This window comes from Martinezella sp. CNPSo 3890, assembly GCF_057784455.1.
Genome location: NZ_JBXSOR010000009.1, coordinates 93232 through 119665 on the forward strand (window position 1 = coordinate 93232; position 26434 = coordinate 119665).

The 26434-nt window shown below is 58.5% G+C and carries 24 protein-coding genes; 9 read left to right on the forward strand and 15 right to left on the reverse strand.

Annotation, left to right across the window (positions count from 1 at the left end):
• Positions 1-16 precede the first annotated feature (16 nt).
• The 7 genes from tssF to tssA form a co-directional block, all read right to left on the reverse strand.
• Positions 17-1798 (reverse strand): type VI secretion system baseplate subunit TssF, encoded by a 1782-nt coding sequence (tssF, locus tag AC13RC_RS20765; RefSeq protein WP_488558308.1) that lies wholly within the window; start codon positions 1796-1798, stop codon positions 17-19.
• Complete coding sequence (tssE, locus tag AC13RC_RS20770; RefSeq protein ID WP_488558309.1) at positions 1791-2300, reverse strand: type VI secretion system baseplate subunit TssE; 510 nt, start codon at positions 2298-2300, stop codon at positions 1791-1793. Before tssE ends, tssF begins: the two co-directional genes overlap by 8 nt.
• Entirely contained in the window at positions 2293-3117 is an 825-nt protein-coding gene (locus tag AC13RC_RS20775; protein ID WP_488558310.1) for a type VI secretion system accessory protein TagJ, read from the reverse strand. Before AC13RC_RS20775 ends, tssE begins: the two co-directional genes overlap by 8 nt.
• Positions 3114-4514: a type VI secretion system contractile sheath large subunit gene (gene tssC / locus AC13RC_RS20780; protein ID WP_488558311.1), complete on the reverse strand. Its 1401-nt coding sequence runs from the start codon at positions 4512-4514 to the stop codon at positions 3114-3116. Before tssC (AC13RC_RS20780) ends, AC13RC_RS20775 begins: the two co-directional genes overlap by 4 nt.
• A 47-nt stretch (positions 4515-4561) precedes the next feature.
• On the reverse strand, positions 4562-6040 hold the full coding sequence (tssC, locus tag AC13RC_RS20785; protein ID WP_095437909.1) for a type VI secretion system contractile sheath large subunit: 1479 nt from the start codon (positions 6038-6040) through the stop codon (positions 4562-4564).
• Between the two features lie 110 nt (positions 6041-6150).
• The gene (gene tssB / locus AC13RC_RS20790; RefSeq protein WP_488558312.1) at positions 6151-6663 is read right to left on the reverse strand and encodes a type VI secretion system contractile sheath small subunit; all 513 of its coding nucleotides are present in this window, start codon (positions 6661-6663) and stop codon (positions 6151-6153) included.
• A gap of 104 nt (positions 6664-6767) precedes the next feature.
• A complete protein-coding gene (tssA, locus tag AC13RC_RS20795; RefSeq protein ID WP_488558348.1) occupies positions 6768-7808 on the reverse strand; it encodes a type VI secretion system protein TssA in 1041 nt (346 codons plus the stop codon).
• 229 nt (positions 7809-8037) lie between these two features.
• Here tssA and tssH point away from each other — a divergent pair, with 229 nt between their 5' ends.
• The 9 genes from tssH (at position 8038) to AC13RC_RS20840 (ending at position 19824) form a co-directional block, all read left to right on the forward strand.
• Complete coding sequence (gene tssH, locus AC13RC_RS20800; RefSeq protein ID WP_488558313.1) at positions 8038-10785, forward strand: type VI secretion system ATPase TssH; 2748 nt, start codon at positions 8038-8040, stop codon at positions 10783-10785.
• Positions 10786-10850: 65 nt separating this feature from the next.
• Positions 10851-11327 (forward strand): Hcp family type VI secretion system effector, encoded by a 477-nt coding sequence (locus AC13RC_RS20805; protein ID WP_069613675.1) that lies wholly within the window; start codon positions 10851-10853, stop codon positions 11325-11327.
• A 115-nt stretch (positions 11328-11442) separates the two neighbouring features.
• Positions 11443-11991, forward strand: coding sequence for a hypothetical protein (locus AC13RC_RS20810; protein WP_488558314.1), 549 nt, complete (start codon positions 11443-11445; stop codon positions 11989-11991).
• A 6-nt stretch (positions 11992-11997) separates the two neighbouring features.
• Positions 11998-14262, forward strand: coding sequence for a type VI secretion system tip protein TssI/VgrG (gene tssI, locus AC13RC_RS20815; protein WP_488558315.1), 2265 nt, complete (start codon positions 11998-12000; stop codon positions 14260-14262).
• A gap of 8 nt (positions 14263-14270) precedes the next feature.
• Positions 14271-15383 (forward strand): DUF2169 family type VI secretion system accessory protein, encoded by a 1113-nt coding sequence (locus AC13RC_RS20820; protein ID WP_488558316.1) that lies wholly within the window; start codon positions 14271-14273, stop codon positions 15381-15383.
• On the forward strand, positions 15380-17047 hold the full coding sequence (locus tag AC13RC_RS20825; RefSeq protein WP_488558317.1) for a DUF4150 domain-containing protein: 1668 nt from the start codon (positions 15380-15382) through the stop codon (positions 17045-17047). Before AC13RC_RS20820 ends, AC13RC_RS20825 begins: the two co-directional genes overlap by 4 nt.
• On the forward strand, positions 17047-18111 hold the full coding sequence (locus AC13RC_RS20830) for a hypothetical protein (protein ID WP_488558318.1): 1065 nt from the start codon (positions 17047-17049) through the stop codon (positions 18109-18111). The genes AC13RC_RS20825 and AC13RC_RS20830 overlap by 1 nt, the downstream gene beginning before the upstream one ends.
• 56 nt (positions 18112-18167) lie before the next feature.
• Positions 18168-19241 carry a hypothetical protein gene (locus tag AC13RC_RS20835; protein ID WP_488558319.1) on the forward strand — a complete coding sequence of 358 codons (1074 nt, stop codon included), beginning with the start codon at positions 18168-18170 and terminating at the stop codon, positions 19239-19241.
• Between the two features lie 193 nt (positions 19242-19434).
• Positions 19435-19824, forward strand: coding sequence for a GAD-like domain-containing protein (locus AC13RC_RS20840; RefSeq protein ID WP_488558320.1), 390 nt, complete (start codon positions 19435-19437; stop codon positions 19822-19824).
• Between the two features lie 47 nt (positions 19825-19871).
• On the opposite strand, the gene AC13RC_RS20845 is transcribed toward AC13RC_RS20840, so the two are convergent.
• The 8 genes from AC13RC_RS20845 to AC13RC_RS20880 form a co-directional block, all read right to left on the reverse strand.
• Positions 19872-20087: a hypothetical protein gene (locus AC13RC_RS20845; protein ID WP_113390690.1), complete on the reverse strand. Its 216-nt coding sequence runs from the start codon at positions 20085-20087 to the stop codon at positions 19872-19874.
• A 13-nt stretch (positions 20088-20100) separates the two neighbouring features.
• A complete protein-coding gene (locus tag AC13RC_RS20850) occupies positions 20101-20406 on the reverse strand; it encodes a ferredoxin reductase domain-containing protein (protein ID WP_488558349.1) in 306 nt (101 codons plus the stop codon).
• A 388-nt stretch (positions 20407-20794) separates the two neighbouring features.
• A complete protein-coding gene (locus AC13RC_RS20855; RefSeq protein ID WP_488558321.1) occupies positions 20795-21733 on the reverse strand; it encodes a LysR family transcriptional regulator in 939 nt (312 codons plus the stop codon).
• Positions 21734-21808: 75 nt separating this feature from the next.
• A complete protein-coding gene (gene pcaD / locus AC13RC_RS20860; RefSeq protein ID WP_488558322.1) occupies positions 21809-22600 on the reverse strand; it encodes a 3-oxoadipate enol-lactonase in 792 nt (263 codons plus the stop codon).
• Between the two features lie 115 nt (positions 22601-22715).
• Positions 22716-23495, reverse strand: coding sequence for a benzoate diol dehydrogenase BenD (gene benD / locus AC13RC_RS20865; RefSeq protein ID WP_113420277.1), 780 nt, complete (start codon positions 23493-23495; stop codon positions 22716-22718).
• A 2-nt stretch (positions 23496-23497) separates the two neighbouring features.
• Complete coding sequence (gene benC / locus AC13RC_RS20870; protein ID WP_488558323.1) at positions 23498-24526, reverse strand: benzoate 1,2-dioxygenase electron transfer component BenC; 1029 nt, start codon at positions 24524-24526, stop codon at positions 23498-23500.
• 42 nt (positions 24527-24568) lie between these two features.
• A complete protein-coding gene (gene benB, locus AC13RC_RS20875; protein ID WP_113352194.1) occupies positions 24569-25057 on the reverse strand; it encodes a benzoate 1,2-dioxygenase small subunit in 489 nt (162 codons plus the stop codon).
• Positions 25054-26412, reverse strand: coding sequence for a Rieske 2Fe-2S domain-containing protein (locus tag AC13RC_RS20880; protein ID WP_488558324.1), 1359 nt, complete (start codon positions 26410-26412; stop codon positions 25054-25056). The genes benB and AC13RC_RS20880 overlap by 4 nt, the downstream gene beginning before the upstream one ends.
• Positions 26413-26434 lie beyond the last annotated feature (22 nt).

Consider the following 26434-nt stretch of genomic DNA (forward strand, 5'->3'; position numbering starts at 1 on the left):
GCGTTCATCTCCCTCGTCACAATAGCGGCCGCTCGGCGGCGCGCGCCGGCCAGACGGCGATTGGTTTCGATTGCCCCTTCATCGAGATGGAAAGGCGAGTGAAGCTGTTGATCGAGGTGTAAAGCCCGAAAAACCGGTCGAGGACACTGCCGAAGAGATAGGCCGAAGGCCTGTCGATGGCGGCCGGATCAAACTCCAGGGTGATATCGGTGCCCGTCACCATCCCGCCGCCGCCAAGCCGCGTCATCGAGCTTTTGGCGTCGACCCGCACAAGAGCATCCGCGAGCAGTCTGGTTTCGCGGCTGTCCCTGAAAGCATAGAGCGCAAGAATATCCTTCAGCGCGGCGCCATCATTGTCGAATATGGAAAGATGATTGAGCTGGAGATGCGACATGAGCCGCCAGTTGCGCCCTTGCTGCTCGTTCATTCGCACGGAAGGCGTAGGTGCCATCAAGGCTTCGACTGAGCCGACTGCCTCGCTGCCGGAAGCCAGCTGCAGATAGGGATGACCGCCGCCAAAGGGCAATTGCTCCGGCAGTTCGCGGTTAAGGCACAGCGCGTCGATGCTGGCGATCTTGTCAAGCGGACCGCTTGCCCGGCGAGCGCGGTCTACGAACGCGATTTCCATGTCCGAGGTATGGTCATCGGCGTCAAAGCGGCGCGTGCATTGCCAAAAGAGCGTAGAGGCTCCGCCCTTCAGGCTGCGACCGAAGAAGGGTTGGCACTCTTCCTCGTCCCCAGTGCGCGCCGACACGACCACCTTCTCGATCGCATAGATCTCCCGCGTCTTCTGCCGTCTGGCATCGGGAAGCACGCGATATTCGGTGCGCGCACCGTCGAGCGCGATCGGTTCGCAACTCTGGCGAAACAAGTTTACGATCGGAGTGGCATTCAGGACGAAATCCCGGGCGGAGATGGCGCGCTCCAGCTTTACGCTGCTTTCATCGAGATAAATGAAGATTTCCAGCGTTTCGCCACGCCAGGCCTTCAGGCCGACGATATCGATGAAGAGGAATTTCTGCGGCAAGGCGAAGAATTCCGTCAGCAGACGATAACCGGTGAAGCTTGAGTTGGGATAGGGCAGGATTGCCTCGTCCGGCTCGAAGCCGACTTGGCGGAGCGCAGCCGCCGGCAGCGTGACCGGCGCTCGATCATCGGCGTGGTGGGCAAGCGCGATGCCGAGCGTGTGATTGACGAGAAGCTCGTAAATGGCGACGGCCTGCTGCCAGGACGAACCGATATGAAGCCGCAGCCTGTCCACGCCGATCTCACTGAGCGGCTTGTTGGCATCCCGTGCTCGGATCGACAGGCGAAGACAACCGGCCGCACCTGCATGAGGGGAGGGCGGCGCGCTGATCGGGTGGCCAGTCAGCGAAGCCGAGACGATCTCGATCGGCGCGACCAGCGTATCCTGTGTCGTGCGGAAGCGGCAGCTCTCGCCGCCAATCGGCTCCGCGAAGATTTCGGTGTGACGCGGCAGGGTTTGCACCGATGTTAGCGTGCTGCTTGGCGTGAAGCGCACGATGCTCATCGAGGGCAATGGCGCGAGATAGTGCGGATAAAGAGTTTCCAGCAACCCATCCGTCAGTTCCGGAAACTCGTCGTCGAGCTTCTGGCGCACGCGGGCGGCGGAATAGGCAAAGCTCTGGATCAGCCGTTCGACATGCGGATCGTCCGCAACCTCGCCCGTCAGGCGTAGACGACCAGCGATTTTAGGGAAAGCGTCGGCAAAACGTGCCGCACGCCGACGGATCGCGGCCAGCTCGTCGTTGTAACGCTGCAGGAAGCCGTCAGCCATTATTGGCCTCTAACAGGAAGCGCTGAGTGGAGGGGTCGATCGTCGATTCAAAGCTGATCGGCGGCATACCCTCATGCACGCGGAAGGTCGCGTGGATGCGCAGCCGCAAGGCTCGTTCGCCATTTCCACGGCTCTTGAGGATACTCACCTGCACATCGGAAAGCCGCGTTTCGAACAGGGCGATGCGCCGTTCGATCAGGCGTGCGAGACGGCTCTTGGCTTCATCGGTGACGAGATTTGCCGAGACCATGCCATCGACGCCGAAGGACACCAGCGCATCGCCGAGTTCATCGTAAATGGAGGGCGGAGCAGTCGGCCGGCGGCGCGTGTTGAGTAGAGCTTCGAGATCGCGGCGAATGCATTCGCGCAGTTCGCGCAGTTGCTCGGCCGCCGTCAGCGGTGGATCCTGCAGGCGATCGGGGTCCCCGTCGATCAGTCGATCGATGATCGACCTCGCGACGATCCTTTCCCGCGGCCTGTAGCGCTCCAACGGATCAGCCATGGGCAGCGCGCCTCGTCCCGGCAGAGTTTGCAGCAACTTCCAGCGACTTCAGATCATGGAAGGAAACCAGATCGTCGCCCGCCAGGAAGCACTTTTGGCCGCGGCCGGTCGTAATGCCCGTCGGCTCGTCGACCCATTCGGTCTCGCGGCCCAGCAGCAGCTTGGCGCCTGTCGTGCCGTGATAGATCGCCGGCAGCAGCACGGGCGCGCTAGCGCCGTCCACGAGCTCAAGCTCGGCCCTGCGGAAAGCGAGATCGCGGGGGCGGGCAATCGGCTCAATGCGAAGCGCGGCAATCCTGGAAAAGTCGATCCACAGATAGGAGCCGCCGGTCATGATGACCTCAAGAGCATGCGGGATCCGATCGTCTAGATCGCGAAGGTCCGAAACGAGTTGACCATTCCAGCGCATCGGCCGTTCACCCCTGATCGCCTCAAGGGACTGCAGTGCCGCGGCCGTATCCGAAGAATGGTCGCGATGGGAGATCGCCGCCTTCATGGCCGCCTGATCGAGCGCCGTCGGGCCGTTCGGGAATTCCGGCACCGCCGCTTCCTCGAACCAGGCCGAACGTGCAGCCATCGCACGAAGCTGGTTGCGCAGCATGGCGAATCCCATCATGTCTTCCGGCGCGAATGTTGTCGCGACATTGCACTGCGCATCGGCTCGCGCGTAATCACCGGCAAGGATCAGAAGATCGATAAGAATATGCCTGCCATCCTTGTCCGTCGGCGCTGCCTTTACATGTGCCTTCGCCTGCTCAATTGCGTCGTCGAGCGCGTTTTCGCTAAGAGCTTCGGCGATCCTGGCGGAGAGCGTCATGCGGACATCCTTTGCGTGTTCGCGGAGCGGGAGAATGCATAGGTCGCATTTGCCGTCTCCGCGATGAGGTGAAAACTTGTCGAGACGTCGTCGAGCTGAAAATGCGGCTGCAGCCGTACCGTGCAGGCGAACATGCCCGGCTTGCCGGGAATTTCATCGACGCTGATGCCGGCCGAGCGCAACGGGAAACGCGTGCGCAGCGACAGGTCGGCGTCGTCGTTGCCAAGCGTGTAGGTTGACAGCCAATCGTTCAGCTTGCGTTCGATAGAGGCGCTATCGGCGAGCTTGCCGATGTCATCGCGCATGATGACCTTGAGATAGTGCGAGAAGCGCGAGGCGCACAGCACATACTGCAGCATCGCAGCGATGCGGGCATTTTGCCGGGCGTGCTCGCTCGAATAATGCGGCGGCGCATGCAGGGACTGATTGGAATTGAAGATCGCCGACGATGAGAGATATGTCGTAGCTACAGGGACGATGCCGAGCTCGCACAACTGCTGCTCCTGTCCACTGGTCAGACGTATTTCGACGGGAGCCTGTTGCGACAACCCGTTGCTTTCGATGCCGAGATCATAGGGAGCGAGCTCCTCCGCGCTCAGCATGCCGCCATCGATGGCATCCTGCGTCACGCCGCGAATATCGGCGAACCAGCCGGTTTCGATGAAATTGCGGATGACGATCATCGCGAAAGCGAAGGCACCATTGCCCCAAAGCAAGGTGCTGCCATCGGCTGCGATGCTTTCGCGGAAAGGGAACCGATCGTCTCGCTCGCGCGAAAACGCCTCATAGGGCGCGCGCATCAGGATCCGTGGGGCGACCAATCCGAGGAAACGGGAATCCTCGCGCGCGCGAAGCCCATTCCAGCGGATGCGGGTGGGATCATAGGCCAGCCAGGAAAAATCCTGGACGCGATTGAGCTCGTTAAAATCCTGCAGGCCGATGGCCTGTGGTGCGGCGGCGGCTACGAACGGGCAGAAGGCAGCGGCGGCGGCCATGCCGATCTGCGTGAGCGCGCCGACCGTATCGCCGCCGACCCGATCTTGTGGAGAAAGCTCGTAGTCGCCGATCAACAGACCGAACGGCTCTCCACCGGGCATGCCGAATTCGCGACTGTAGATCAGCTCGAAGAGATGGCTCTGGTCGAATTCCGTCGTCCGCTCCAGATGCCGCGTCAGCTGAGCCCAGCTGACGCTGAGGATCTTGACCTTCACCTCTTCCGATCGGCCGGTGTGACGCATGAGCATGGCAAGTCCGCGCCACCGCGCTTCCATTGCCTGGAAGTCCGGATGGTGCAAGATGGCATTGACCTGCTTGTTGAGCGCATCGTCGATCATGGCGATCACGCGATGCACCTGACGCGGCCAGGCTGCTCTCGGTTCCGTCGTTGTCACGGTCATGGCGCTGACTGAAGGCGCGCGGCGAGGAGATCGCCGCGCCGCCCCTCCTAATTCTTGCTCGGAATGCGCGCGACCATGCGAAGCGACGTGGTCAGCTCTTCCATCTGCAGCCAGGGGCGCATCCAGGCGACGGCGTTGTAGGAGCCCGGCTTGCCCGGAACTTCCTGGACGGTCACCTTGGCATCGCGCAGCGGATATTTGGCGCGAGATTCCTCGCCTGCATCGTCGTTCGCGTTGACGTAGTTGGCGATCCAGCGGTTCAGCCAGTTCTCGCAGTCCTGCGCTTCCATGAAGGAGCCGATCTTGTCGCGGCCCATGACCTTCAGATAATGGGCGAAGCGCGAGGTGGCCATCATGTAGGGCAGGCGCGCGGAAACCGCGGCATTGGCCGTTGCTTCAGGCTTGTCGTAAACCTTCGGCTTGTGAGTCGTCTGCGCGCCGAAGAACACGGCGTAATCGGTGTTCTTGTAGTGGCAGAGCGGCAGGAAGCCCAGTTTGCCGAGCTCGGCGTCGCGACGGTCGGTGATGCCGACTTCGGTCGGGCACTTGAGGTCGAGGTCGCCATCGTCGCTCGAGAAGATGTGCATCGGCAGGTTTTCGACCTTGCCGCCGTTTTCCGCGCCGCGGATCGCGGTGCACCAGCCGCTCTGGGCAAAGGCGTCCGTCAGCCGCGTCCCCATCACGTAGGCTGCATTCATCCAGCAGTAGGAATTGTGCTCGAGCTCGCCGGTCTTCGAATGATCGGTTTCATCGAAAGCGAAGTCGTCGATCGGATTGGTCTTCGGGCCATAGGGCATGCGGGCAAGCACGCGGGGGAGGGCGAGTGTCACGAAGCGCGAATCCTCGCTCTCGCGCAGGCTGCGCCACTTGGCATATTCGACCGTTTCGAAGATCTTTTCCAGGTCACGCGGACGGGCGAGTTCGCGATAGTCATCGAAGCCGAACATGCGCGGGCTTGCGGCCGAAATGAACGGCGCGAAAGCGGCGGCTGCGATCGACGAAATCGCCTGCAGCGTCTGCACGTCATCGAAGGAATTGTCGAATTCGTAATCGCCGATAAGGGCGCCCATGGGCTCACCGCCCGGCGTGCCGAATTCGTCTTCGTAGATCGACTTGAAGAGCCGCGACTGATCGAACTCTACCGCCTTTGCGAGATCCTTGGAAACATCCCGCTTGGAAGCGTTCAGCACACGGATTTTCAGGTTGACGCTGGTCTCGCTGTTCTTGACGAGATATTGCAGGCCGCGCCAGCTGCCTTCCAGCTTGGTGAATTCAGGCGATTGCATGATCGCGGCAAGCTGACGGGAGATTTTCCGGTCGAGCTCGGCGATTGCCTTGTTGAGCGTTACCGTCAGGTTGCGGTCATAGGTGACGGTGCCCTTGAGTGCCTGATCGGTCAGCGTCCTCAGGAGATCCTGGGCACGATCGGGCTCTGTCTGCCTGGTGGCCGCCACGATCTGCGACAGCAGATTTTCCTCGGGCGCGAACTCGGCCTCTTTGGTCTTCAATTGGCTTTCAGCGCTCATTTTTCGATCCTTGCGGAAATGCGGGCGATATCGATGCAGCTTCAAATATGTCGTTATCGGCCGCTTGAAACGAAACTGGGCGATCGGCGTTGGCTGATCGCCGACGACGATCAGCTTGCGGCGGGCTTTTCGGCCAATCCGAGCTCGGACATCAGCTTGGAAAGATCAGCCTTGTTCTGGAGCACGTCTTCAAGCAGCCGCTCCAGCTCTTCCGAACGGTCGGCCTTGCTCATGAGGTCGCGGAGCTGGTTGCGCGCATCGAGGAGGGCCTTGAGCGCCGGGACCTGACTGACGATGGAACCCGGCTCGAAATCCCGCATGCTCTCGAATTTCAGCGAGACGGGAAGCTGCGAACCGTCGCCTTCCAGCGTGTTTTCGACAGAGACGTTCAGGCCGGGCGTCATGCGGCGCATGACATCGTCGAAATTATCTCGATCGATCTGAACGAATTTGCGCTCGCCGAACGGTTTCAGCGGTTGGGTCGGGTTGCCCGAGAAGTCGCCGAGAACGCCGACGACGAAAGGCAATTCCTTGACGACCATCGCACCTTCGGTCTCCACCTCATACTTGATGTGGACCCTGGGCTTGCGCACTCGCTCGAGCTTTTCGTGAACACTCGCCATAAAGTTTCTCCTTCCATGCCAGCGGCAAATTCGCTCTACAGATGTGGCGCAACTCGACTTTGGAAAGGGCCGGTTGCAAAAAGTTAAGAAGACGGTTGTATTTCTCACCCATTCTTATTCGATTTCAGCTGAATGCCCGCCGCCGTCAGCACGGCATTGCGAGCCTGCTGCTCCGGCAGCAATTCCGCCAATAGTTCGGAAAAATCCATGCGGCCGCGCCTGACCATCGTCTCGATCGACATCGAGATTGGAGAGTGGGGTTCAGTGCGGCGGAAGTAGCGCGCCACGGCAAGCAGCAGCTCGAAGGCCTCCTCGCGCGAGCCGATCTGTTCAGCACTCAGCGCGCGCGGACGTGTTTGCGCCTGCTCGCCGTCCTCCGGCTGCGGTTCCATCGGAGCCACGGCCTCAGGCGATTCGATGCCGGCGAGAGAGCGAAGCGCCAAGGCCGCCTCCTGCAAAACATTATGCGTATTGGAACTCGGCGGCGCCATCTGCCCGCAGCGCTCGTTCAGGACGGATACGAGCCGGTCGAAGGCGGCAATGCAGCCATTGACCGTTTCAAGATGCGAACTCATCGCCGCCGTGCCTGCATCGAGAACTGCCTGACTTAACTCGTCACGCCGCTTCACTTCGTTGGGCCGTTGCGACAGCTGAAAGTCCCAGAGGGAAAATTGGCCGAATTTCGCGCCAGGAATGAGCGGCGACAACCTGATCGCTTGGATGATGGTTCCTTCGCCGCCGATGCCATTGAGGCCCGAAAGCGGGGCAAGTCGTTCCTCGATATCGTCGACGCCGACGGAATGAAATTTCTCCCAATGCTTGTCCAAAAGCGACGCGATTGCATGATAGACGTCCCGCAACCCTTCGAAACCGCGCAGACGTAATTCCGCTTCAGCCAACCATGCTAATACTTCGAGGTCCTTACTTTTTGAAGAAATAATCTGCAATCCGAGATTGCTGACATCTGTCCAAAGAGGCGAAATGCTAATATTTTCGCCCGGAGATATACCTCGTTCCGCCGCGCGAGCCTGGTTTCTTGCATCCTTTATTCTGTAGTATATTTCGCGCGTAGAAGTATTATTGCGAATATTTTCTCCGCAAGGCGCGTTTTCTTCAAATGGATTTTCTATGTCGCGAACGTTCAGCAGGGAATTAACTCCATATCATGAACTACATCGTTAGAGGGCGTGATAGTTAGATCGATATATTCCTTTGTCAACCATGTCTATTCTGCAACAGATTTATGACGATTCCATTTTTGACCACATGAAAAATTTTTTGTAGTCCATCTGGACGTATGGAAATAACCGCCCTAGTTGTTGCCGCGATTTGGAGCATGTGGTTGAAATGTAACCTGAGGGAGGAAACTTCTAGGTGTCGAACATCGATCTCAATCGTCTGATCAGAACGCTTGAGCCAGCATTGCGCGTCGGTCTCGAGGCTGCAGCATCGCTTGCAGCACGTGATCGCCATGCGAATGTCGATGTCGCACATTGGATATTGTCGTTGCTGGATGTATCCGAAGTTAGCTCTTTGTTTGAAGAGCTTAGCGTTTCTTCCGCGGCGCTCCGCGCCGAGCTTGATAGCGCCGTCGCCGACCTGCCGAGAGGCGATGGTGCCGCACTGGTGCTCTCTCAAAATTTGCTCGCTCTGATGCGCGAGGCATGGCTTGTCGCGTCGCTCCAATGTGGGCGGGGCCACATCAGGCTCGCCGATCTTCTGACCGCGTTGAGCGACGACCAGTCGCTGCGAATCATGGCGCGGGGCATGGCGCCTTCGCTGCGTGGCCTTGATCGCAACGCGCTGGAAAAAAAGTTGAACGCGTCTCCCGCTTCCGATGGCGCATCGGCATTGCCAGAGAATTCCGAAACCGTTGCCGTCTCCGGCGAGAATGAATTCCTGCGCCTGTACACGCGGGATATGACGGCGGATGCAAGGCTTGGCCGTATAGATCCGGTTGTCGGACGTGATCGCGAGCTGCGCCAGGTGATCGATATCCTGATGCGCCGCCGCCAGAACAATCCGATGCTGGTCGGCGAAGCGGGTGTCGGCAAGACGGCCGTTGCCGAGGCGCTGGCACTGGAAATTGCGTCCGGCAACGTGCCTGATATGCTGAAGCCGGTACGGATTCTTCTTCTCGACCTCAGCCTGCTGCAGGCCGGCGCCGGCGTCAAAGGCGAGTTCGAGCGCCGCTTGCACGGCGTTGTCGCGGCCGTGCGGGCCTCCGTGGAACCGATCATCCTTTTCATCGATGAGGCGCATGGCCTGATTGGTGCCGGCGGACAGGCCGGGCAGGGGGATGCCGCCAATATTCTAAAGCCGGCGCTAGCGCGCGGCGAGCTCAGGACGATCGCAGCGACGACTTGGAGTGAATATAAGCGCTATATCGAGAAGGATGCGGCGCTGACCCGACGCTTCCAGGTCGTTCAGGTGCTTGAGCCCGACGAAGAAACGGCAATCCGCATGTTGCGTGGCGTCGTCGGCAGCTTCAAGGCTCATCACAAGGTACGTATTCGCGACGAGGCGCTCGCGGCAGCCGTCCGCCTCTCGGCGCGCTATATCCCGGCGCGGCAATTGCCCGACAAGGCAATCAGCCTCATCGATACCGCGGCGGCAGCCGTCTCGCTGGCCCGGCAGACCGTTCCCGAGGCGCTCAAGGAATTGCGTAACGAGCAGCAGATGCTGGAGGTTGAAGCCGCCGCGCTTTCAGCCGAGCCGCCGAGCCCGGATATCGTCGAGCGTCTTGCGATCATCGAACGCGAAAAGGTCGAGGTGGTAGGTGAGATCGAACGGCTACAGGCCAAGCTCGACGCCGAAATCAGGCTATCGGCCGAGGCCGATCGCATCGAAGCCGCGCTCGGCGGTCCTGATGATCAGCAGGTAGAAGAGGGCATTCGGCAGCGCGGCGGCAACGTCGCTCTTTTCCCGCCCAATGGCTCATCCGTCGAGGTCGCTCGCGCGGCTCTCATACAGGCCGAGCGCAGCCTTGCCGACGTTGCCGGAGAGGCGCCTCTGGTTCCCCGCGTGGTCGACAAGGAAGTGATAGCCGGGATCGTCGCGCGCTGGACCGGCATTCCCGTTGGCAAACTGCTGTCTGATCAGGTCGAGACCGTCAAGACGCTCGATGCAAGGCTGAAGGAGCGGGTGCTCGGACAGGATAACGCGATCGCACGGATTTCGGCCGCGATGCGGTCCGCCCGGGCCGGACTTTCCGACCCACGTCGTCCGCCCGCCGTCTTCCTGCTCGTCGGCATGTCGGGAACCGGCAAGACCGAGACGGCGCTTTCGCTGGCCGATCTTCTTTATGGCGGCAGCCAGTATCTGACGACCATCAACATGTCCGAGTTCAAGGAGGAGCACAAGGTTTCGCTGCTGCTCGGATCTCCCCCCGGTTATGTCGGCTATGGCGAGGGCGGCGTCCTGACCGAGGCCGTCCGCCGTCGTCCCTATGGCGTGCTGCTACTGGATGAGATCGACAAGGCGCATCCGGGCGTCCAGGAAGTATTTTACCAGGTTTTCGACAAGGGAACGCTGCGCGACGGCGAAGGCCGCGACATCGATTTCAAGAACACCACCATCGTGATGACCGCCAATACCGGCTCGGAATTGCTGGCGGCTCTGGCGGCAGACCCGGAAACTATGCCTGAGGGCGAGGCGCTGGAAGCGCTACTGCTTCCCGAATTGCAGAAACACTTCAAGCCGGCCTTTATCGGCCGCACGACCGTTCTGCCCTTCATGCCGCTGAACGGCGAGACGCTGAGCGGGATCGTCGACATTCAGATCGGCCGCATCCGTGATCGCGTCGCCGCCTCGTACGGCACAAGCGTTTCGCTCGCCCCCGAAGCCCGCGAGGCGCTGGTTGGCCGCGCCAAGGCGAGCGAGATGGGCGCGCGTGCCATCGAAACCATGATTGGCCGCGATCTTCTGCCTGAGCTTTCGACCTTCTTCCTCGATGCGGTTGCGCAGGGGCGCAAGGTTGGCGGCATCACCATCAGCTTTCACGATCACCGCTTTCTCGTCGAGGAGGATCCGGTGGGCGACCACGAATTCGCTGGCCCCGAGGAAGGCGGCACGGCGAATAAAGCAGCCCCGGACGAACACAGCGCCCGGATGCGGCATTAGACGGAAGGGTAACCCCGCCCTGCAGCGACAGGGCGAATTCAAATCTCAACAGGAGAGTTCAGAGCATGCCGATTTATCTGCAGATCGACGGAATTCAGGGTGATGCAACCCACGAGCAGCACAAGAAGTGGATGGACATCGAAGTCATCCACTGGAATGTCTCGCGCAACATGAAGACGTCAGCCGGCTCGGCTGCGAACCGCGAAGCTTCCGAGCCGACCGTTTCGGAAGTTATCCTGACCAAGGTCAGCGATTCCTCGTCGACGAAGCTGTTCCAGGAAGCATGCTCGGGCCGCACCGGCAAGCAGGCCGTGATCCATCTGGTAACGACCGGCAACCCGGGCGATACCTACATCGAGTACACGCTTACCAACACGCTGATCGCCAGCTACTCGGTCGATTCCAATGGCGACCGCCCGGTCGAGACGATCAAGCTCAACTTCACCAAGATGGAAGTGAAGTACACGCCTTACGACGACTCGCAGACGCCGCAGTCGCCGATGATCGCATCCTACGACCTGGCAACGACCAAGGCTGCCTAACATCAGTATCGTTTTCCGGCGCGCTGGCATCAGCGCGCCGGAAGCGCGTCCGCTGCCAGATCGTGCTTTGGCGCGATCGGCATGTTTCGGCAAACGTCCCTCAAAAGAGGTCGCCATGGTAGATTTTTCCGTTTCGTCAGCGGCACTGCAAATGGAGCCCGTGAAGCAGGCCGATCTTCCGCCCGTGAAGCGTGCAGGCCGCGGGCCGTCCTACGACTACTTTTCCTATCAAAGCGGCCCGCGCGAATTCGCGGCGCGTGGTCAGGCGATGGGAGCCGCCGCATCGCTTTTCCGGATGTTCTCCGAAAAAGCCAACGAGATGTCGCTGACGCATTGGCTCCAGCGATGGCTGCGTAACAACGAGGCGCACATCATTCGCGAGATGGATACCAACCATCATTCGGTGTTCGTTGCGCAATTCAATTATTCCGTCACCGACGGCGAAACACGGGTCCTAATGGCGCGCGGCGCCTATCTGCTTGGCACAGTGCCGAAGCGTGCCGATATCGGCAAGATCCTGACCCCCCAGGTGCTGTATGGCCCCGGCATGCATGAGGCCCTGCCGAACGGCACTTTGTTCCAGATCGTCTATCTCGTCGGCGGCCGCAAGCAGCAGATTGGCAGCGCCGGCACTCTAAGCTCGGCAAGCCCATTGGTAGGATAAGTGCAGATGAACGATCAGCCCTCGGCCAATGATTTCATCCAGGCGACCCGAAACCTCAGGGTTTCCTCACCACTTGGAACGGACCAACTCCTGCCGGAGCGAGTGATGATCACGGAAGGCGTTTCGTCACTTTTCGACATCCGACTCTCGGTACGCGCTAAACGCGAAGTCATCAAGCCGGAGGAACTGATCGGTCGCCTGATCGATATCTCCTTGGAAGTCCAGCAGGATGAAGACGGTGGGGATGGCGTTCGCCGCCCGTTCAACGGCCTGGTCACCGCACTTCAGGAAGGACCGCCAATTACGCGCGGCCTGCGTTCCTACTCGATGGTGATTAAGCCGCAGATGTGGCTGCTATCGCAGCGATCGGATTGCCGCATCTGGATGGACAAGACCAGCATCGATATCGTCGAAACGCTGTTTTCCGAACACGGGATTCCCGCCCCGGATGTTTCCGGTGTCGTGACGCCACCGCCATCGCAGCATTATTCCGTGCAGTGGAACGAAACGGATCTAGATTATCTGACCCGCCGCTTTGAGGAAGACGGCCTCTTCTACTGGTTTTCACATGAAGAGGGCAGCCATCGGCTGCATGTCGCCGACGGCGCCAATTCGTGGGCCGGGCCGTCTCCATCGGCGCAGGGGGAGGGCCGGGTGCGCCTTGCTCAAGGCTCGACAGACCGCAACCACATCAGCGATTGGGCGAAGCATTACGCCTATGTTCCAGGCCAGCGCGCCGGCGCCGACTGGAATTTCGAAACGCCGCAAATGGTGCCGGGCACGACCACGCCGTCATTGGTGCAGATGCCGGGCGCGATGAAAAGCGAGCTTTACGAATATCCGGCCCGCATTTCATCCGTTGCGGAAGCCGAGAGGGCGCAGAAGCTGCGCATGCAGGCGAGCGAGGCAGACCATAATCGCGTCGTCGGGCGTTCGACCTCCCGCATATTGGAGGCGGGCCGCCGCTTCACGCCCTATGAAGTGGCCCATCCCGAGCATGTCTACGAAGAACATGTCATCGTGCGCGCGACGCATTTCGCGGTCGATCCGTCCTACGAAACCAACATGGATCAGCCGGAATATACCAACGAATTCGAAGCCGTGCCGTCGCGCGTCGCAATGACGCCGCATCGCACAACCGAACGGCCGCGCATCCGCGGCACGCAGGTCGCAATCGTCGCCGGTCCTCCCGGCGAGGAAATCCATCCCGATCAATATGGCCGCATCAAACTCTGGTATCCCTGGGATCGCCGCGCCAAGAAGGATGGATCAGACACCTGCTGGGTGCGCGTCGCCCAGAGCTGGGCCGGCGGCACCTGGGGCGGCCAGGTCATTCCCCGCATCGGCATGGAAGTCATGGTCGCCTTCATCGATGGCGATCCGGACCGGCCGCTGGTGACGGGCGTGGTGCCGAACCCGAGCAACGGCGTGCCCTACGACCTTCCCGCCAACAAGACCCGCATGGTCCTGCGCTCCAATACGCATAAGGGCACCGGCTTCAACGAGATGACCTTCGAGGACGATGCCGGCCGCGAAAACATGTTCTTCCACGCCCAGAAGGACCAGACGACGCGCGTGCGCAACGACCGCACCAAACGCGTCGACCGTCACGAAGTCGCCTCCATCGGCGGCAATCGCGCGGTTGAGGTGAGCGGCAACCAGAAGCACGAAATCGGTGGATCGGTGAATACGGTGGTGGGCGGTACGGGGCCGATGGCGATGGCGCTGATGGGTGCGGTGCAGGGACTTTCGGGGCAGACGGCCGGATTGCTTTCTCAGGCGGGTCAGATCGCAGGCGGGGGTGGTGAAGGACTTGCCGCATTCGCTGGTACCATTGCCTCCTCCGCCTTGGGCTTCCTCGGATTAGGAGGGCTTGGTAGCCGCGAAGGTGTGGTCTCGGGGCCTAATCCAAGGGCTGATGCCGGCACGGACCTTGCCGGATCTGGAACTGGAGTAGGAGACGCCGCTGGCGGCCTCTTTCCGCTTCCGGGCATCATGAACACGGTTGTCGGCTCCTTCAAGTCCGACACGATCGGCATAGCGCGAGCCGAACAAATCGGCATGAGCAAGGTGACGAATGTCGGCCAGACCTCGTTGGAGAGCGTGGGCAAATTCAAGAAAATTGCGGTCGGCGAGGAATTCGTCATCGAATGCGGCGACTCCAAGTTCATCATGAAATCCAATGGCGAAGTTATAATTCTTGGGAAGACATTCAATTTCGTGGCCACTGGTCATTTCCAAATGCGTGGCAAGCCGATCGATTTGAACTGAGGCATCTCATGGAATTGATCAATCGGCTGCCTTTTCCGGCGATGGCGTTCCGTCAATTCGATAAGGACGGGAAGCTTGATTGTGTCGTGGCTGTTCGCGGCACGTTCCTTCATAATCAGGGCCAGCCGCTGGAAATCATGCGGGAGCAGGAAGAGTTCCAGTGGGAAGATGCTTATGATGGCGATCCCCACAAGGGCGTCTTGCTGCGACAAACCGATTTGACGCCGGAAAAGTCAGGTACGGACGTCACCTTCCTTGGCAACGCCTATGCACCCGAAGGTCGGCCTTCGACAAATTGGACGGTTTCGCTGCGTGTCGGCCATCTCGAAAAGAAGCTGCGCGTCTATGGTGAGCGCTTCTGGAAACCGGTTGTTCGCGACGCTTGGGCCGGATTCTCCGCGAAAAAACCGAAGCGCGTGCTCAAGGACTGGAGGCTTTCCGAGACGACGCCTGTGAGTGTTTTGCCGATGACATGGTCGAAAGCCTATGGCGGCGAGGTGCCGGGCACAGGTGATCCGGACGCCGATATTCCAGCCGACGTCGAAGTATATAATCCTTTAGGCTGCGGCATCGTCAATCTTGATATGGAGCCGGGCTCCGCTCCAGTGCGAGCGCCGCAGATCATGATCGATAACGACGAGCAACTGGATTGGCGTGCTGCCGCAAAGCCGGAAGGATTCGGCCCGATCTCCCCCTGGTGGCGTTTTCGCCAAAAGCATTCCGGGACTTACGACGAGCATTGGCTAAACGAGCGTCATCCATTGCTGCCTGATGATTTCGATCCTCTGTTTTGGCAGTGCGCCCATCCCGACCTGATCGCGACGCCGCATCTGCTCGGAGATGAGGACTATCGGCTCGAAAATCTGCATGCCGATTTGTCGTGGGCGACGGGCCAATTGCCGGGTCTGACCTTCGGCGTTCATTGCATGCGCGAGGATATCGGCGAATGGCATGTCCTAAAACTAGATGGCGTTCATTTCGATTGGCGCTCGGACGACCGCGTGTTGCTGACCTGGAGGGTGCGGTTTCCCCTTCCGGAAGCGGCGGATGCTAGGCTTACGTTGACACGGGTCAAATTGGGGGGCGTTTCGTCAAATGCTCAAGCCGAGGTGCTGGCATGAGCATATCGCGCGGCGATTATATCGGCGAACCTGGCTACCCCGATCCCTGGACTACGAAGCAGCCACGCGAGGGTCTCCGCGATATCGATGAAGCGCGGATCGTGTCGCTTTCGCCTGATGTATGCTTGACGCCCGTCGGCTCTTCGGTGGTGCCGATCCCTTATCCGGTCGTGGATTATTGCGGCCATGACCGCGATTACACGCCGTCGGTGCGCTTCACCGGCAAGAAAGCCATGGTGATGCGCTCCTGTACAACCCATGTGCATGGTGACGCCCCCGGAACCAGAAAAGGTGTGAAATCGGGCACAGTCGAAAGTATTTGCGAGCCGATTGGCCACGCCGCGCAGGTACGTGCGGAAGGGTCGAATGTCATCCGTCACCTCGATCGCTTCTGGATGAACAACAAGAATACGCAGGGAGAGGCTATCTTTGTACGTGATATGGCAACGTACCAGGCTCCTGCGATTGGTGATCCCGTACCCGGTTCATTGCGTAGCCAGCCCATACTTCTAGCGCAAGCGAACACGGGTACGATGACGGACGCGGGAGGAGGCCTGTTTTCTCCGGGGGCAACCACCGCCGGAGGGCAAACCAGAGCGCCTGCCCCTTCTATTCCCAATTCTCAATTGCCCTCGGCCGGGCAAGCGGCGCGCGGATTGCTGCTGCGACGCCTTGGTATCTACGGAATTGCAGCCGAAGAGCTCATTCGGGAGTTGAATCTTCCTTCGGAGCAGAAGGCAGCGGAAAACCGAGCGCTTGGGGTCATACTTTCTCCGGCTGGTGCTTCCATAATGACGCGAGACAAATTGCTGGGTGGTCGTCAACCAGTGACATTCGGCAATATCCTGGATGCCAATACGTGGGATTTCTCAGGTAAATACGGTTTGGTTATCAATGACGATGACAGGGTTCCACTTGCAAACGATATTCTATCATCGATAGCAGGCAAACCAATGGACGTGCGCACCATGTCCGACGCCCAGGTTAAAGGTCTGCTTTCGCCTTTCCAGGGTTTGTCTGAGGAGGAGGTCGAGCAGAAGCTTAAGGATATGGCCGAGGCGCGACGCCAAGAGGAACAGGAAAAGAAGGAGAAACCAAATCCGAATCCTGAACCCGAACCTGTTCCTGTTCCACTACCCGACAATGTTCGAATTAAAGAGCGCGATAAATATCGAAAGAAGTGTCAAGTCGACACCTATAGGGTAATGGAACCGATATGCCGGCAGTATGGAATGCAGGCGCATCACATCGTTCCCGATTGGACTTTGCGCTATGGAACGCGCGAAGAGGGAAGGATTGGTTTAAAGCGTATCAAAAATATGCCAGGGTTTTGGGATGGCCAAAGCATTTGTGTAGTAGGGCAAGCTCGGGTGAGCGGATCTGAACACAATGAAGCCCACTTCGCAGATAAAGCAATCGAAGATTTGGGAAAAACGTCAAACCCACCCTTCACGGCGACGGTTGACGATGTCAAAGATGCGTCGATAGATGCGATGACGACGGTTCGGCCAGATTGTGCGAAGGAGATTTTAGCAGCCGTAAATAAAGAGTTTGCGGGCGTTAATTCCGAGCAGCTCCTGCGGGCTAAACAGTACCCCCCTCTACCCCAACCGACACTTGATGCGCTGTCTTCTGGTGCCATTTCAGGAGCGAATTCAAAATAATGAGCGAGAAGCTAAAGATCGAATTTACCCGCGCTTGCGCTCGGTCCGAAAATGTCGTGATTGTCAACGCAGTGCAAGAGATATCAGACACTTATGATCCTGATTGCCGAATTTACCGCTTTGAGCATGACGGTAAAGTTGGCGAACAATGGTATTATGACAACTTTAATTTCCACATGCAGGACATAACGTTGTTCCGCAATCCGGATATCGATGCAGCGACTGATTATCTGACCTACATGTCTTCGGAGGGCGACGTATACCACGCGTGGCGAGAAGGTAATTTTCGCGAGAAAATAAAAGGAGCTGGGACTTGGGTCGATGACGCTAAGGGCTACGGTCGCATGTTTGCTATCTCGCAGATAGGAAATAGGCTTTATGCAGCGGGGGATGGCGGGCAATTCTACATGCGCTATGGGCGAGACGACTGGCGTTTTGTGACGGAGAGCTTGCTTTTTGATCCTGTGAAGTACCGAGAGCAACGCAAAAATCGTCCCAAGACAGATGATCCGGATTATCTGTCCTGGTTGATGGAATCTAAGAAAAGCAAGCCGCGCAACGTTTTATTTAATGGTATCAAAGGTATCGACGAAGACGCGATCTATTTATGTGGAGAAGAGGGTATCAAGCCAATCCTCTGCTTCTGGGACGGCGATACGCTGCATGAACTGAATACCCAACTTTCCGAGGCAGCTCTCACCGGAATATACATAGAAAACTCCGACAGTATCTGGATCTGTGGTCGAGAAGGTGTGTTGCTGCACGGTAGCTATGCTCGCGGCTTTACGCCGGTTTCATTGCGACCGCAGCATAATCTTTTTCATATGATTACACCCTATCGAGGCAAATTGGTCTTGCCATCGAGCACCCGTCCAGGTGGACTCTTCGAGTTCGATCCAAAAACCTCCGATCTGAAGAGATTTTCACCCGCATTGCCGAAACTGCGTGGCGACTACATTTTTTATGCTGGTGCGGTCGCGGACGTTCTTTGGGTCGTTGGTCAGAAGGACATTTTTCGCTTCGATGGAGCCGAGTGGGAACGGATCGAGCATCCGGATCTCTAGCGCATTTGCCAGGAATGAAGGCGCCACGGAGATATGTCCGAAAGACGAGCAACAGCATGATAACATTATCACGAGCGTGCGCAGCATCGGACAACGTAGTTTCCGTTATAACGGTGGTAGGGAATTCCGAGATCTACCAACCTGACGCGCGCGCCTACCAGTACCGCCATCGGGCCGATCTTGGCGAATATTGGTACTACGAAAATTTCCCGCTCAGCGTTCAGGATGTCGTCTATTTTACTGACCACAATTCATCTCAGTCTTATTTCGCTCTATTGTCGGCGGAAGGTGATGTTTATCACTTCGCTTCGCCGGAAAGAATTCAGGAGCGGATCGTCGGCGCAGGCACAACGGCGGATGATTCCAAGTTTTACGGCAAGACTTTGAAAATCTCCCAGATTGGCGAGCGGCTTTATGCTTGCGGCGCAGGCGGGCAGGTTTACGTGCGTCACGGCCGCGATGACTGGAAACTGCTGACTGACAGAGTACTCTATGATCGCGTTGCTGACGAAAGCAATTTGGCAAATGAAGAGCCGGAGGCGATGACGCCTGCGTGGTTTGAATGGGTACAGAAACGAGCACTAAATCCAGTGGCCCGCCAGGTAGTCTTCTACGATATAAAAGGCCTTTCTGAAGACGCCATCTATGCGTGTGGGACTGAGCGAACAAAGCCCATTCTTTGCTTCTGGGACGGTCGCGAGCTTCATGAACTTAACGTTCCGCTGACTGAAGCCGCGCTGACGGGCATTCATATTGAAAACGCCGAGAGCGTTTGGATTTGCGGTCGTGAGGGCGTTATTCTACACGGAAGCCGCAATCGCGGTTTCGCTCCTGTAAATGCGGATACACGACTGAACCTGTTTCATTCAATTACACCCTATCGTGGTAAGCTCGTCTTGCCTGCAAGCGTTAGGCCAGGCGGCCTTTACGAGCTTGATCCAAGCAGTGGCGAATTTCGCCGATTCCAGCCGCCCCTGCCTCGCCTCAGCAGCCGCGATGATCCTGCATCCATTGACAATGGGCCATTCTTCGCACAATCCGCTGGAGATGTTTTATGGGTAGTTGCGTCAAAGGATATTTTCCGATTTGACGGTCAGGCTTGGGAGCGGATCAAGCATCCGGACATCTAATTGTTGCCTCGATAGGCCTGAAAGTCGCAAGAACGAGAACCGGCTACCAACGCCGAATAGACATTGGCGCGAGCAATTTAGCGAGGTCATATGTCAGCCGTCGAATTTCTTGCAACGCGAGGAGAGCCGCGACAGGCGAAGCGGATTTTGGAAGCAGGGGCCAATAAGGCCCCACGACAGGCTTCCGGCGGATTTGATAGCTTTCTGGGCGAAGCACGTTGTCGGGTATTACGCAGACCGTAATTATTGGTTGTGCATGCCGTTCATGTTTGACGATTTTCTCGCAGTTATATTAGCCGAAGCGCCAAACCTACAAAGTAAGGATTTCGCCGCTTTTGGATATTCGAGCCTGGGAACGATCGATCTCTGGAACAGGAACGGGCGTCATTTCACCCTCTCGCTGGATGTTGGGCTGTTGATGGATTTGACCAGTCGCAAGGAAACCGATCCGCTGCCACATGATCTGAAGTGCTCCCCGAATTTGGGCCAGCGGGCGCTGGAATTTTCCGGGGTTAGGGCTCAAGCCGGCGGGGGTGACGATCCGTCCGCCGGAGGCCCTCGAAACGCAGGCGCACATGCGTGAATTTTCCTGCCGCTCGGCTTCGGAAAAGAACGCATCTCTATGGTCGATCACGCCATCTGTTTCCACGATCTTGACGGCACAGTGCCCATATTCTCCATCGGGAATCGAAAACCCATGCCGACGCCCGCCTCCAGCCATACGTCTAACATCGATTGATCGGCCCGAACCCGAACAGGAGCACCGAGCTCCGCGACTTCGACATGGAAGGCGTGCTCTGCAAAGCGACCATTATCGCCGAAGACCTCGCAGCGCAGCCGGCTCATGGAGCGGCCACCTTTATGCCGAGCCTGGCGCGCCGCTTCCAGGAGGGCCGCGCGGGCCGCAGATATGGGCCTCGTCATCTGGTGGCAGGGCCGCGAATTCGGCATCGAGATCCGGTATTTCGCCGTCATCTTCAGCAAAAACCTGCAGCCGCTCGTCAAGCAGTGCGGCAAACTCGTCGAGAAAAGCCATCTGGTTGCGGGTCTTCGCGGCATAGGCCAGCCGGAGCGTCTTCGCCCGTGAGGCGAGTACTTTTGCCATGCCGTAGATCGGGGTAATCCCGATACCGCCGGCAATCAGGGGTAGCGGGAGGCGTGCCAGGAAAGCTCGAAGCGGTTTTCGGGTTCGGTCAGTTCTATGTCGTCACCCGATGGCTTGGATCCAGGATTATTCGCCTCAAAAGCCGCGCACCGTCCTGTCGTCTCTGGTGATGACCAGGCGGCCAAGGAAGAGCTAAGGCTCGACTAGAGTCGGCGGAATTTTGGCCTCGCACGTCCGTGATCGATCTCATGATTGGACATGCTATTGTATCGATTGCGCGCGCTTTTAGTCCCGCATGGACCCTAGCAGGACAGGGACTCGCCGTCCTTATCGTTCGCGGTACCCTCGAGAAGATATTGCGGCGCGTAGCTCGAGCGGCGGAATTCACGGCCTCAAAGCACGCTTAATTGCGCCCAAGATCGAGCATAAACGCAAGCATTTTATCGAATTACTCACCTTTGCCGTCAAGTTTCACATTGGACAATTGGAGCCAAGGAGGATTGTCGGCGTACATCTCGCGGATCAAACGCTTGATTTGCTCGATCCGGGCGTTGGGCTCATTGTGCCGATAGCTCATGATCACCGGGGAGGTCGCTCTTTCCTCCGCGATTGTCCGATAGCACACGTCATCTGGCCGCTGCCGTTGAGATGCAGCCGGGATGAGACAGACTCCGGCGCCGGCGGCGACCATGCCTAGCGCACCCTGGATGTCGCGAACCTCCTCGACCTTCGAGATTCCAATTCCGAACTCTGTAAACAGAGATAGAACTTCGTCGGCGAAACTCGGCCGCGGCACAGAAGGATAAAGAATGACAATTTCCTGCGAGAGCGAGGCAAGGTCAATTGGCTCTTCGGAAACAGACAAGGGGTGAAACTTGGGTATCGCTGCGACAAGGCGCTCTTCGCGAAGCGTAAGACGTTCGACCTCCCTATCGTTGAACCTGACCCTACCGAAGCCGAGATCAATACGTCGCTCCTTCAAAGCGCTGACCTGCTCCGTCGACATCATCTCCCGAATTTCGATATCAAGATCGGGCCAGACCTGCCTCATACGCCGAACCAGATCAGGAATGCCGCCGTAAAGCGTTGAGCCCACGCATCCGATAACAAACCGCTCGCGCTGCGAGCTGCCGATCTTGCGGGTCTGATCAATAATATGCTCAGTCCGTACGAGGATATGGCGAGCCTGCTCATAGAGAAACCGCCCGGCCTCCGTCAGCGCGATCGGACGTTGATTGCGATCGATCAGTTGTACGCCCAGTTCTTCCTCAAGCTGCTGAATTTGTCGGCTAAGCGGCGGTTGGGCTATATGGAGCAGATCGGCAGCTCGTGAGAAGTTCCGCTCACGCGCCACCGTTACGAAATATCTAAGTTGGCGAAGATCCATCCGCTGGCCTCCCGATGCATCTTTTGGGACTATCGCTGGTGATCGCGAGCCCGTCCAGCCGGATTGCATCGGCCGTTACCGGCATAAAAAATCACAAACCGCCGCATTGAAAGCGTCTGGACTCTCCACGTTTAAAATATGTCGGCCTGGTAGGCAAAGATGACGGCCGTCGCGCACCCCCTTTGCTATCGCTTCCAGATCGTTCGGCGGACATACACTATCATCGGCACCGGACAGAGCGAGGATCGGGTTCGAGATCGAGCCAATATCCTCTCGGAGGTCTGCATCCCGCAACGCTTCGCAGCAGCCGAGATAGCCTTCCTTGGAGGTCCTCGAAAAGCTGCCAAGTACCCTCGCGGTTGCGTCGGGGTGGGAGGCGCGAAACTCGGGCGTGAACCAGCGCTCGGCCGTGGCGGGCACCAAAGACTCCAAGCCGCTGGCTCTGACGTCATCGATCCTCGCTGTCCAACCTTCGGCGCTCCCGATCTTGGCCGCCGTTGCGCAAAGTATTATTTTCTCGAATCGAGCCCGATGATGGATCCCAAGCCACTGTCCCGTCAGGCCACCGATGGAGAGACCACAGAAGTGGGCACGCGGGATACCGAGAGCGTCCATTAGCGAGATCACATCACCGCCGAGGTCGGCAAGCGTATAGGGCCGAGGGGGTGCGGATGACAACCCGTGCCCCCGGCGGTCATAGCGCAGAATCCTGAAACTGTCAGCGAGTTCGCGAATTTGGCGATCCCACATGCGCAGGTCCGTGCCAAGCGAGTTGCAAAATATAAGCCAGGCCTTGTCGGAGGTCTCGCTAGTAGTACCGTCAACTCGATAATGCAGGCGGTGCGTTGGTAGGTCTAGGAATGACATTAGATCAACGTAACGCCCACTGAAACGCACTAAGCGGAGCGTTGTCTATTGTGTCATTCACACCAAAGTCGCACATTGTCTCCTCCCGAGTTGCTACGCATTCAAGAACACGAGGTCAGCCGAGGTCGCCTCCCGCGACCGGCAGTATGCTTCCAGTAATGTATGAGGCCTCGTCGGACGCCAGAAATAGGATTGGCGCGGCCTGCTCGGCGATGCTGCCATAACGCTTCATGAAGCTTGATTGCCTTACCTGCGCGACGACCTCGCCCATCCAGGCCTTTTCCTCGTCGGTGTCGCCTTCAGCGTTCCGAGGGATAGCCCGTGCGGGAGCTTCCGTACCGCCGGGCGCGGTCGCCACGACACGGATGTTCCGTTCAGCCAGCTCCATGGCTAGCGACTGGGTGATGGCATTGATGCCGCCCTTGGCCGCCGAGTAGGGCACGCGATGAATCCCCCGGGTGGCATTCGATGATACGTTGACAATAGTGCCGCCGCCGCGCGCCAGCAGATGCGGGATCACCGCGTGGCATCCGTAGAGCGTCGGCATCAAGGATCGACGTATTTCCGCGTCGATCTGCGCCGGCTGGAATGCTTCGTAGGGACGCATTCGGATCGCTCCGCCGACGTTGTTAATCAATACATCGATGCCGCCGAAGGTTTCTACGGCAAAACGCATCGCAGCCGATGCGCCTTCGTAGGTCTCCAGATCGGCCATGAACGACGCCGCGTGCGTGCCTGCCTCGCGCGCCACTTCCCCGACAAGATCGGCGCGATCCACCAGCACGACGCGAGCACCTTCTTCGGCGGCGCGTATGGCCACGGCACGCCCAATGCCTTGCGCCGCGCCCGTCACAACGAGTACCTTGCGAGCAAAGCGGTCTCGATAGGTGGTCATCGCTATGCCGCCTCTTTCCCAACCGCATTGGGCGTGAACTTCTCGTAGTAGAAGCTGCTAGGGCTGACACCATTGTCATTAAAGTGCTTGCGCACCGCATCGACCATGGGCGGCGGGCCGCAAAGGTAGACGTCGACATCACCGCCGTGCAGGACTTCCGCGGGCATATGCTGCGTTATCCAACCTTTGCGCGGGTGGCTGGACGTGTTTTCGGCGACGACGGTGCTGAAGCTGAAATTCGGCAGGCGATCGGCATAAGCCTCTATCACGTCGACGAGAACGAGATCGAGATCTCGCGTCACCCCATAGATCATATGGATCGACTGGTCAGAGCCGGCGCGAGCGAGCGTTTCAAGCATCGAGAGGAAGGGCGCGAGCCCTGTCCCGCCAGCAAGAAACAACAGGGGACGTTTCACTTCACGCAGATAGAAACTTCCCAGCGGGCCCGTCAGGTCAAGCTTGTCGCCAGGCTTCGCGCCGGCGAGCCAGCCGCTCATCGCACCGTTGGGAATCCGCTTGATGAGAAAGGCGACGCGCTGATCACCCGGAGCCGAGGAGAAGGAGTAGGAGCGGTTCTGACCATAGCCGGTAACGTCGATATTGACGTATTGGCCGGGCAGGAAGGCCGGTAAGGATGCCGCATCCACTCGCATTTCAAGGACAATCGCAGCATCTAGGTGCGGCGTCACTGCGGTAACGGTGGCCGTGAACTTCTGATGGCCGGTCTTGCAGGCAAGCGAGGTCGCGGGCACTGAAAGAACGCAATCCGATGTCGGTCTCATCTGGCAGGTGAGCACCAGACCGCTTTCCGCCTCGTCCGCGGTCAGGGCGTCGTCGATAAAATCATCACCGAGGTCGTAGCTGCCGCTTTCAGCGCGGCACTTGCACGTGCCGCACACGCCGTCGGAGCAATCCATCGGGAGGTTGATCTTGGCGCGATAGGCAGCGTCGAGAACCTTCTCGCCGCTATTGCATCCGATGAAACGGGTAACGCCGTCCTCGAAGTTCAAAGCGATGTTGTAGCTGGTCATGGAAGCCTCCTCATGCGTTCCAATGCCGTCAGGAGATGCCTGTCAGATGTGATAGACGTCGATGACCTGGCGGATGTAGTCATTCTTCAGCACGATCTTCTTGTTTGAGATCAGCAGTTGATCGCCGCTCCTGCGCAAGGTGACGAACATGGTTCCGAAGAACTGGTCCGTCACCTTGTAGCGGTGATTGAGCGTGTGGAAGTTGCAGCGAATGTCGACCTCCGCTTCGCGGCGAGCCAATACCTCGACATTGGTGACGTTGTGGCTGGTGCGTGGTTCAGGCGTCGATGCACCGGAGCGCTCGGTCTTGATACGGAACACCCGGTCTTCCAGCCCGTCCCGGCTTGGATAGAAAATCAGCGATATCTGGCTATCCGGGTCCTCGGTCAGTTGATCGTCATCATCCCAGGCCGGCATCCAGTATTCGACATCCGGTGCATAGCAGGTCAACCATTCATCCCATTCGCGATCATCGAGCAGTCGCGCCTCGCGATAGAGGAAGGCGCGGATCTCGTCATAGGAAATGCTCATGAGAGGACTCCTTCCTTCTCGGCCGCGAGCGCCTCGCGCATCACCTTCGCCCAATATTCATGCTGGCGGACGAACAGTCCCTCGTCCTCGCTGCGTTCCCCTGACAGCAGCGGCTCCACGCCCATCCGCCTGGCATTCTCGTCCGGGCCGTCGATCCAGAGGGGCGCCCCGCGCGACAGATCATTCCATAGTGCCGTCGTTCCGGCGTAACCGGCCTGGCAGGCTCGGAATTCCTCCAGGTCATCTGCGGTACCCATGCCCGATACATTGAAGAAGTCTTCATATTGCCGGATACGAAGCGTGCGATCCGCCTCGCTTTCGCCCTTCGGCGCAAAGCAGAAGATGCTGATCTCTGTCTTGTCGACGCTGATGGGGCGGGTCACGCGGATCTGGGTGCTGAACTGGTCCATCAGGAACATATTCGGATAAAGGCAGAGATTGCGGGTCTGGTTGATGATGAAATCCGCCTTGTCGGCGCCCATGCGGGTTTCGATCTCGTCGCGACGGTTATAGACCGGCCTGACCTCCGGGTTCATCGCCCGGGTCCACAACAGGATATGGCCGTTCTCGAAACCGTAGACGCCGGCGATGGACTTGCTCCAGCCATTGGCATCGACGGCCTTCGTGCCCTCCTCGTTGCGCCGTCCCATGGTGGCGGCGTAGTTCCAGTGGACGGAGCTGACGTGATAGCCGTCGCAACCGTTCTCCATCTGCAGCTTCCAGTTTCCGTCATAGATGTAGGACGAGTTGCCACGCAGGACTTCCAGGCCCTCGGGCGCCTGATCCACGACCTGGTCGATGATGACCTTGGCTGCGCCGAGATAATGCTCCAGTGAGGCAACGTCTCCGTTCAGGCTGCCGAAGAGGAAGCCGCGATAGCTCTGGAAAAGCGGCACCCGCTTGAGATCGTGCGAGCCATCCTTTGCGAATTGCTCGGGATATTGCGTCGTCTTCTCGTCCTTGACCTTCAGCAGCTTGCCGGTGTTGGAGAAGGTCCAGCCGTGGAAGGGGCAGGTGAAGCTGCCCTTGTTGCCATGCTTGCGGCGGCAGAGCATGGCGCCGCGATGAGCACAGGCATTGATGACGGCATGCAGCTCTCCAGTCTTGTCGCGAGTTATGACCACGGGCTGACGGCCGATATAGGTGGTGTAATAGTCGTTGTTATCTGGAATCTGGCTTTCATGCGCCAGGTAGACCCAATTGCTCTCGAAGATATGCTTCATCTCCAGCTCGAACAGGTCTTCATTAGTGAAGATGTCGCGGCGGCAGCGGAATATTCCCGCCTCCTTGTCATCCTGCACCGCGGTTGCAAGCAGATGATCGAGATCTCGGGCCTTATCGATGATCGCAGACATGGTTTTTCTCCCGCTCGCGGCG